The organism is Kineococcus arenarius subsp. arenarius (assembly GCF_050871845.1).
Taxonomy (GTDB): Bacteria; Actinomycetota; Actinomycetes; order Actinomycetales; family Kineococcaceae; genus Kineococcus.
In genome coordinates this window covers 1-8,619 of the sequence record NZ_JBJLSE010000130.1, presented here as the reverse complement: position 1 = coordinate 8,619, position 8,619 = coordinate 1, and the positions used below count along the sequence as shown (strand labels likewise).

The following is an 8,619-nucleotide window of genomic DNA, read 5'->3' as shown; positions in this document are numbered from 1 at the left end:
CCCCGGTCCCCGCGGGGACCGGGGCCGGTGTGGCGCCGGGTGGGGCCGCGGGGACCGGGATCAGCCCAGCTCGGCGGTGCTGGGGCGCTTGCCCGCCCGCACCGGCACGAACGCGATCACCAGGCCGGCGAACGCCAGCAGCAGGTGCAGCGCGCTCGTCGGCCAGTTCGCGTTCAGGGCGTTGTCGTCGGCGTTGTTGGAGTACGCGAACAGCGCCGCCCCCACCGCCACCAGGAGGATCCCGTACCACCGTGCGCGCCGCGCACCGGTGCGGGCCAGGACGCCGAGGGCGCCCAGCACCAGGTGCAGCACGTTCGACAGCGGGTTCACGGCGAAGCCGATCACCTGCTGCTCGTGGGTGCCCTCCGTCCACCCGCTGAACCCGGTCACGAAGAACCCCGCGACGCCCAGCACGATCAGCAGGACACCGACCAGGAGAGACAGGTGCTGCCCCGCGGTGGTGCGGGGCCGCTCCACCGACACCTTCCCCGCCATGTTCAAGCTCATGGGGGACAGGTGCCCCGAGCGGGCCCCGCTGAAACCGCCGGCCCGCTCAGCCGCGCCGGGCGGCCGGCAGCTCGACGGTGAACACCGACCCGCCGCCGGGGCGCGGGGAGTGGCGCACGTCCCCGCCGTTGGCCAGCAGCAGCTCGCGCACGATGTACAGCCCCAGCCCGGTGCCGCGCACCGTCCCGGCGGTGGCGTCGGCGCGGGCCAGCCGCTGGAACAGCCGTCCGCGGAACTCCTCCGGCACGCCGCGGCCGGCGTCCTCGACGTGCACGAGGACCCGGTCCCCGGCCGCCTCGGCGCGCAGCGCGGTGGCACCCCCGCCGTACTTCACCGCGTTGGACAGCAGGTTGACCAGGACCTGCTCCAGGTGGCCCGGCTGCACGGACGCCGCCAGCTCCGGCGGGCAGTGCACGGCCGGGGCCGCCCCCGGCACGCTGGCCAGGGCCGCGTCGGCGACGGCGCGCACGCTCACCGCTTCCGGGGTGGCGCTCAGCTGCCCGGCGTCCACGCTGACCATCGCCAGCACCTCGCGTAGGATGGTGTCCAGGCGCTGCGCGCCGCGGTGCACGGCCTCGGCGCTGCGGCGCCGGTCGGCCTCCTCCAGCTGGTCCCAGCACTGCGCGGCCAGCTCCGAGTACCCCTGGATCGAGGCGAGCGGGTTGGCGATCTCGTGCCCGAGCATGCCGATGAGGTCCAGCTTGAGCTGGTTGGCGGCCTCCAGCTCCCGGTTGCGCTCGGCCAGCTGCGCCTGCTCGACCAGCCGCTGCGTCACGTCCTCCACCTGCGCCACCAGGTACAGCGGGGCGCCGTGCTCGTCGCGGACCACGGCGCTGCGCTGGCGCACCCACAAGGTGCGCCCGTCGGCGTGCACGAAGCGCGTCTCGGTGGTCGCGGTGTCCAGCTCGCCGGCGACCAGGCGGGCGGTGAGCGCGCAGCCGTCGGCCGCGTCCCAGGGGTGCTGCAGGTCGCGCAGCCCCATGCCCGACAGCCGCTGCGGGGAGTAACCGGTGATCTCGGCCATGGCCGCGTTGGCCTGCAGGAAGTCGCCCGCGTCGGCCGCGTCCAGGCTGGTCAGCACCATGCCCAGCGGAGAGCCGTCGAACATCATGCGGAAGCGCTGCTCGCTCATCTCCAGCGCCTCCAGCGCGGCGGTGCACTCGGCCAGCAGGGTGGCGTTGCGGGCCGCGTCGTCGGCGTGGCGCAACCCGGCGGCCAGGCTGCCGGCGAGCAGCTGCAGCAGCTGGGCGTCCTCCGCGGTGAAGGCGCCGGCGCTGCCGCTGGAGACCTTCAGCACACCCACCGTCCGGTTGCCGCTGACCAGCGGGGCGGTGCACGTGGAGCGCACCCCGATGCGCTCGCACGCCTCGGCGTCCACCCGGGGGTCGGTCGCGGTGTCCTCGCACAGCACGGAGACCCCCCGCTCGATCGCGGTGCTCGACAGCGACCCGGCGGCGGGCAGGCGCAGCCCCGCGTGAGCGGCCAGCGCGCCGGCGGTGGCGGCGTAGCGCAGCTGCCCGGCCTCCAGCAGCTCCACCACGGCCCCGTCGGCGGCCTCGAACGCGGCCACCGCACCGTCGGCGACGGCCTGCAGCACCGCGGCGCGGTCGGTGCCGGCGGCGGCGACCGCCTGCTGCACCCGCACCGTCGTCAGCAGCACGCGGCTGCGGCGGGCGGTCCGCTCCTGCTCGGCGCGCCGTTCGGTGACGTCCTCCATCTGCACCACGCGGCGCTGCTCGCCGGTGGGGGTCAGGACGGTGGTGACGTGGGAGCGCACCAGCACGTGGCCGGTGTCGGCGCGCCGCAGCCGGTGCTCGACCGCGACGGCGCGCCCGGGCGCGCCGTCGGCCCGCGCGCCGGCGTCCCGGCAGACCTCCAGGTCCTCCGGGTGCACGAGCTCCGCGGTGGTCAGGCCCAGCAGCTCGCCCGCGCCGCGGCCCAGCAGGGCGGCCAGCGCCGGGTTCACCTGCACGATGGTCCCGTCCGCCTCGAGGACGGCGGTCCCCGAGGGGCTGGCGTCGAACGTGGTGCGCGAGAGCTCCTCGCTGCGGGCCAGCGCCTGCTCGGCGGTGCGGCGCGGGCGCAGGTCGCGCAGGAACGCGTGGCAGCGGCGCTCACCGGCCACCCAGGTCGGCCAGATGGTGATCTCCACCGGCACGCGGGTCCCGTCGCGGTGCAGCGCCTCGACCTCCACGGCGCGCCCGGACACCGTCCGCTCGCCGGTGGCGCGGTAGCGGGCCAGGCCCGCGTCGTGCGCGCGCCGCAGCTCCGGCGGGACGACGACCTGCGTCATGGGCAGGCCCAGCACCTCGGTGCGCTCCCAGCCCAGCAGGTCGGCGGCGGCGTGGTTCCAGTCGGTGAGCACCCCGTCGTCGTCGATGGAGACGAACGCGTCCGGTGCGCTCGCCAGCGCCTGGCGCAGCGCCTCCAGCTCCGCCCGCTCGGCGTCGGCCAGCCCTCGCCCCGGGCCGGGAGCGGTGCGCGGCGCGACCGCGGAACCCTCCTGCACGTCTGTTCCAACCGCCTTCCCGTGTCCTGCCTGCACGTGCCCCGTCTGCACGTGCCCTGTCCGCGTGGGCCCCGTGCCCACCTGTCCGCTCAACGGCTCACCACCCCGCGGGCTCGTCGGCCGGCACCGCCCCGGGGTCCCGCACGGCGGCGGTGAACTCCCCGGCGATGGCGCTGAAGGTGCGGCACGTGCGCTCCACCTCCTCGCGCAACCCCTCCAGGGACCGGCCGATCGGGGCCTCACCGGCGCGCGCCCGCGCCTCCAGGTCCGCGCACAGCTGGGCCAGGACCTCCGCGCCCAGGTTGGCGGCGGACCCCTTCAGGCTGTGCGCGCGGGTCTCCAGCTCGCGCGCGTCCCCGGACGCCAGGGCGTCCTCGAGGTCGGCGACGGCGCCGGGGGCGCGCTCGACGAACGAGGTGAGCAGCTGCGCGAACAGCGCCCGGTCGGCGTCGGTGTCCGCACCGCCGAGGTCGGCGATGCGGGCGCGCACGGCGACCTCCAGCGGCACCGTCACCGGGACCCGGGCGTCCGGGGCCGGTGCCCCGGTGGCCTGCGACGACCACGCCCCCGCGGGGTCGTCCCGCACCGCCGAGAGCACCCTGGCGAGCGCGTCCTCCAGCTCGCGGGCCCGCACCGGCTTGGTGAGGTGGTCGTCCATGCCGGCCTCGCGGCACGCCTCGCGGTCCTCGGACAGGACGCTGGCGGTCAGCGCGATGATGCGCGGCTGCAGCTCCCCGGGGACCTCGGAGCGGATGAGCCGGGTGGCCTGCAGGCCGTCCATCTCGGGCATGTGCAGGTCCATCAGGACGACGTCGTAGCGCGAGGCGCGCGCCGCCTCGAGGGCCCGCAGGCCGTTGTCGACGGTGTCGACCTCGTGGCCGAACTTGGCCAGCAGGAGCTGGGCGACGCGCTGGTTGACCGCGTTGTCCTCGGCGAGCAGCACGCGCAGGGCGCTGCCGCGAGCCGCCGGCGCCGCGGCGGGGCTCGCGGCGGGGGCCGCGGTGGGGACCGTGGCGGAGTTCGTGGTGGGACCCGCGGTCGCGGGGCGGGCGGCGGGGCCGAGCAGCCCGCGCAGCGCCTCCTCCAGCAGGGCGGAGCGCACCGGTTTGCTGAGGACGGCGTCCACGACGCCGGCCGCCGTGGCCGAGGGGTGCCGCTGGCCGCTGCTCAGCAGCACCAGGGGCAGGTCGCGGCCGGTGGGCAGCGCCCGCAGCGCGTTCGCCAGCTGCTCGCCGTCGGTGCCGGGCATGTGCATGTCCACCAGCGCGGCGTCGAAGGCCCGGCCGCCCGCGACCAGGGCGAGCGCCTCGCCGGCGGAGGCCACACCCGTGCAGGTGGCGCCCCAGCCCTGCAGCTGCAGCTGCAGCACGCGGCGGTTGGTGGCGTTGTCGTCGACGACGAGGACCTCGCGCCCGGTCAGGTCGGCCGCGGGGCGCGCCGGCGCGGCGACCGCGTCGGCGGCCTCGGCCAGCGGCACGTCCAGGGTGAACGTGGAGCCGATGCCGAGGGTGCTCTCGACCCGCAGGGCGCCGCCCATGGCGCCGGCCAGGCCCGAGCAGATCGCCAGGCCCAGGCCCACACCGCCCTGCGGGCGGGTGAAGGGGTCCAGCGGCGCGAAGGAGCGGAACAGCTCGCCGATGCGCTCGGGGGCGATGCCGGTGCCGGTGTCGCGCACCGCGAAGCGCACCCGCGGTGCGCTCCCGGGGTCGCCCGGGGCGACGACGGCGGTCAGCACCACCTCGCCGCGGGAGGTGAACGTCACGGCGTTGCGCAGCAGGTGCACCAGCACCTGGTGCAGGCGCGGTGCGTCGCCGCGCAGCGCCGCGGGGACGGCGGGGGAGACCTCGACGACCAGTTCCAGGCCCTTGGCCCCCGCCTCGTGGCGCACGAGCGCCGCGGCACCGGCGACGCAGGCGCGCACGTCGAACGGCTCGTCGGCCAGGCGCAGGCTGCCGGCCTGCAGCTGGGAGAAGTCCAGGACCTCGTCGATGACGACGAGCAGGGTCTCGCCGCTGTCGCGGACCGTCTCGGCCAGCTCGCGCTGGTGCGGCTCCAGGGGCGTGTCCAGCAGCAGGTCCGTCATGCCGATCACGGCGTTCATCGGCGTGCGGATCTCGTGGCTCATCGTCGCCAGGAACGCCGACTTCGCCCGGTCCGCCGCGACCGCCTTGTCGCGCGAGGCCACCAGGACCTCCAGCGCGGTGTTCACGGCCTCGCCCACGGCGACGACCTCGGCCGGGCCGGAGACGGCGGCCGGCTCGGTGGTCTCCCCGGCGGCGAGCTGCTGCGCGGCGGCGGCCACGCGCTGCACGGGCCGCACGATGCGCCGGTCCACCCACAGGGCCCCGGCGGCCATGAGCAGGACGAGGCAGTCGGTGCCGGCCACGATCAGGGCGCGGGTGCGGGCGGCGTTCAGCGTGGCGGTGCGCTGCTGCTCGGCGAGCAGGGCGCGCTCGTCGGCCTCCAGGACGTCCAGCGCAGCGGTGATGCGCTGCATGGCGCGGCGCCCGTCGTCGGTCGCGACCAGGGCCTGCGCGGCGGGGAACCCGGAGCTGCGGCGCAGGGCGATGGTGGTCTGCATCTCCGACAGCTTGGCCGCCACGGCGCTGCGCAGCTCGGCGCGCGCGGCCGCGGCCGCGGCGCTCGTGCCGGTCTCGGCCGCCAGCGCGTCCACGAGGTCGCCGACGTCGCCGACGGCCTGCTCGTACGGTTCCAGGTAGTACTCGCGCCCCGTGATGACGTACCCGCGCTGACCGCGCTCGGCGTCGCGCACCAGCACGCGCAGGGCGCTGATGTCGTCCAGCACCGCGTAGGTGGCGTCGACGTCGGCGCGCTCGGCGAGCAGCGTCTGGATGCGCGCGTACGAGCTGCCGCCCAGCACGAGGACCGTCGTGATCGTCAGCAGCAGGCCCGTGGTGAGCATCCGCGCGATCGAGGAGCGGGTGCGCGGTGCGCGCGGGGCGGTGGTCACCAGGCGGCGCCGGCGCCCGCGGTGGCCAGCGCCTGCTCGATGGCGGTGCACAGGGCGGTCAGCACGACGGGCTTGGTGAGGTAGACCGCGCCCAGGGCCCGGCCCGCCTCGATGTCCGCCGGCTGCACGCGGCCGCTGAGGAAGATCACCGGCAGGTGCTCGTAGTCAGGCTGCGCGCGCAGGCCCGCCACCATCTCCAGGCCCGTCGTGCCCGGCAGGGACACGTCGCTGACCAGGACGTCGGGCGCACCGCGCTCGGCCACGACCGCCAGCGCCGCCGCCGCCGACTCCGCGCCGATCACGCGGTGCCCGGCGGCGCGCAGCCGCAGGTCGAGCAGGGTGCGGATGTCCGCGTCGTCCTCGACGACCAGCACCTTGGCCATGACCGGGTCCTCTTCGGCGGTTCGGCGGTGCGGGCACCTCGTCGCCGCACCGGCCCGTGCACCACCGCCGCAGCGGTCGGGTGCACCTGACGCACCAGTCATCGGCAGCGGTGGCGCTGAGGTGAAGCGCAACCCGTCCGCCGGTCCGGCGGCACCCTCCGGACGGGCAGCCGGTCACGCACCGTGATCCCCCCGGGCTCAAGGCGACCGCCCCCGTGCCGATGACCACCACGGCGCGGTTCGGCAGTGAGCCCCGGTCGCGCTCCGCCGATCAACAGACGGGAGGGCGGAGGACGTGCACCACCCCGGCACCCGGCGCCCCCGCACCCCGCGCGGGTGGGCACCCCACCCGCTCCAGCGTCCTGTTCGCGGCGCTGTTCACCGCCACGATGGTGGTGGGCCGGCACACGGTCCCCGAGGGCGGCGCGCTGGCGCTCGTCTCGCCCTGCGCCGGGGTCGCCGCCGTCTGGTTCAACGCCCCGCGCAGCGTCGCGGGCCGCGCGCTCGACGCCACCCTGCTCGTGGTGCCCGGCGTCCTGGTGCACCTGGCGACCGGCGCGACCCCCCTCCTGGCCGTCGCCGCCACCTTGGCCACCCTCGTCCAGACCCTCCTGTTCACGGCGCTGCTGCGCCGCTGGTGCCCCGGCGCCGGGCCCGGGCAGCCGCTGCGCGGGGTGCTGCAGCTGGCGCGCCTGCTCACCGCGTGCGGCATCGCCGTCAGCGTCGGCGGTGTCCTCGCCGCCTCCGCCGCGGCCTGGGAGACCGACCGCACCGGGTGGGTCGACCTGCTCACGTGGGTGGCGCGCAACGGCCTGGCGGTGCTGCTGGTCGGCTGCGCGGGCCTGCGGCTGGTGACGGCGGGCACCCGCCGCCCGCGCACCGCGGAGGCCCTGCTCGCCTTCGCGGTCTCGGGGGCCGCCTACACCGCCCAGTTCGCGCTGCTGGGCAGCCTGCCCGTGACGTTCCTGCTGCCGGTGCTCACCGTGTGGGTGGCGCTGCGCCTGCGCAGCCGCACCGTCGTGCTGCACTGCCTGTTCACCGGCGCCTGCGCCGTCGTCTTCACGCTGCACGGGCACGGGCCGTTCGCGGCGGTGGCCGACCACACCGCGCGGGCCCTGCTCGTGCAGGGGCACGCCGCCGTGGCCGCCGTCATCGGCCTCGTGCTCGCCCTCGGCCGTGACGAGCGCGACGCGCTCCTGGCGGAGGTGCGCCACCAGGCCGCCGACGCGCAGCGGCAGGCCGAGAGCGCCGAGCTGCTCACCGGTGCGCTGCGCTCCCTCAACGCCGCCGCGGACACCCGCGAGGCGCTGTGCGAGGCCACGGCCCGCATCACCGGCGCCGACGGGGTGTACCTCGCCGAGCCCGACGGCCGCGGCGCCCTGGTCAGCCGGGCGGCCTGGGGCGAGGGGATGGTCCCGGTGAGCATCCCCGTCAGCGAGCCGACGGTGCTCGCCGAGGCGTTCCGGCGCGGTGAGCCGCTGTTCGTCAGCGACCTCACCGGGCACACCGGCGCCTCGGCGCGGCTGCGCGACGCGCTGGGCGTCGTCTCGGTCGCCTACCAGCCGGTCACCACCGCCGACGGGCAGACCGCCGGCCTGCTCGCCAGCGTCTGGCGGACCCGGGTGGCGGAGCTGCCCGCGCAGGTGCGCGTCGTCCTGGCCACCCTCGCCCAGGAGGCCGCGCACGGCATGGAGCGCGCCGACCTGCTGGCCCAGCTGGCCGTGGCCGCCGAACGCGACCCCCTCACCGGCCTGGCCAACCGCCGCCGCTGGGACGAGGCCACCACCAAGGAGATCGCCCGCGCGGTGCGCAGCGGGCTGCCGCTGTCGTTCTGCCTCATCGACCTGGACCACTTCAAGCGCTACAACGACACGCAGGGGCACCTGGCCGGTGACGACCTGCTTCAGGAGTTCGCCACCGCCGCGAGCGGGTGCCTGCGCGAGGTCGACACCCTGGCCCGCTGGGGCGGTGAGGAGTTCGTCCTGGCCCTGCCCGGCTGCAGCACCGCCGGGGCGCGCGCCGTCGCCGACCGCATCCGCGCCGCCGTGCCGCGCGGGCAGACCTGCACCATCGGCGTCGCCCAGTGGCGGCCGGGCCTGAGCGCCGCGGAGGTCGTCGCCCTGGCCGACCTCGCCCTGTACGAGGGCAAGGCGGCCGGGCGGAACACCACCGTCGTCAGCGACGCGTCCCCCGCCCCCACCCCCGTCCCCTGAAACCCCCTCCCGCCCCCCCCGGCGGTGATCTTGCAC

General features: G+C 76.8%; 5 protein-coding genes. 1 reads left to right on the top strand and 4 read right to left on the bottom strand.

Annotated elements, in window-relative coordinates:
* Positions 1-60 precede the first annotated feature (60 nt).
* The 4 genes from ACRYM0_RS19395 to ACRYM0_RS19380 form a co-directional block, all read right to left on the bottom strand.
* On the bottom strand, positions 61-507 hold the full coding sequence (locus ACRYM0_RS19395) for a DUF4383 domain-containing protein (protein WP_432507488.1): 447 nt from the start codon (positions 505-507) through the stop codon (positions 61-63).
* A 46-nt stretch (positions 508-553) separates the two neighbouring features.
* Entirely contained in the window at positions 554-3,016 is a 2,463-nt protein-coding gene (locus ACRYM0_RS19390; protein ID WP_432507487.1) for a sensor histidine kinase, read from the bottom strand.
* Positions 3,017-3,113: 97 nt separating this feature from the next.
* Complete coding sequence (locus tag ACRYM0_RS19385) at positions 3,114-5,987, bottom strand: response regulator (RefSeq protein WP_432507486.1); 2,874 nt, start codon at positions 5,985-5,987, stop codon at positions 3,114-3,116.
* Positions 5,984-6,370: a response regulator gene (locus tag ACRYM0_RS19380; protein WP_432507485.1), complete on the bottom strand. Its 387-nt coding sequence runs from the start codon at positions 6,368-6,370 to the stop codon at positions 5,984-5,986. Before ACRYM0_RS19380 ends, ACRYM0_RS19385 begins: the two co-directional genes overlap by 4 nt.
* 221 nt (positions 6,371-6,591) lie before the next feature.
* Between ACRYM0_RS19380 and ACRYM0_RS19375 the strand changes: the two genes are divergently transcribed.
* Complete coding sequence (locus tag ACRYM0_RS19375; protein WP_432507489.1) at positions 6,592-8,583, top strand: sensor domain-containing diguanylate cyclase; 1,992 nt, start codon at positions 6,592-6,594, stop codon at positions 8,581-8,583.
* Positions 8,584-8,619: the final 36 nt, after the last annotated feature.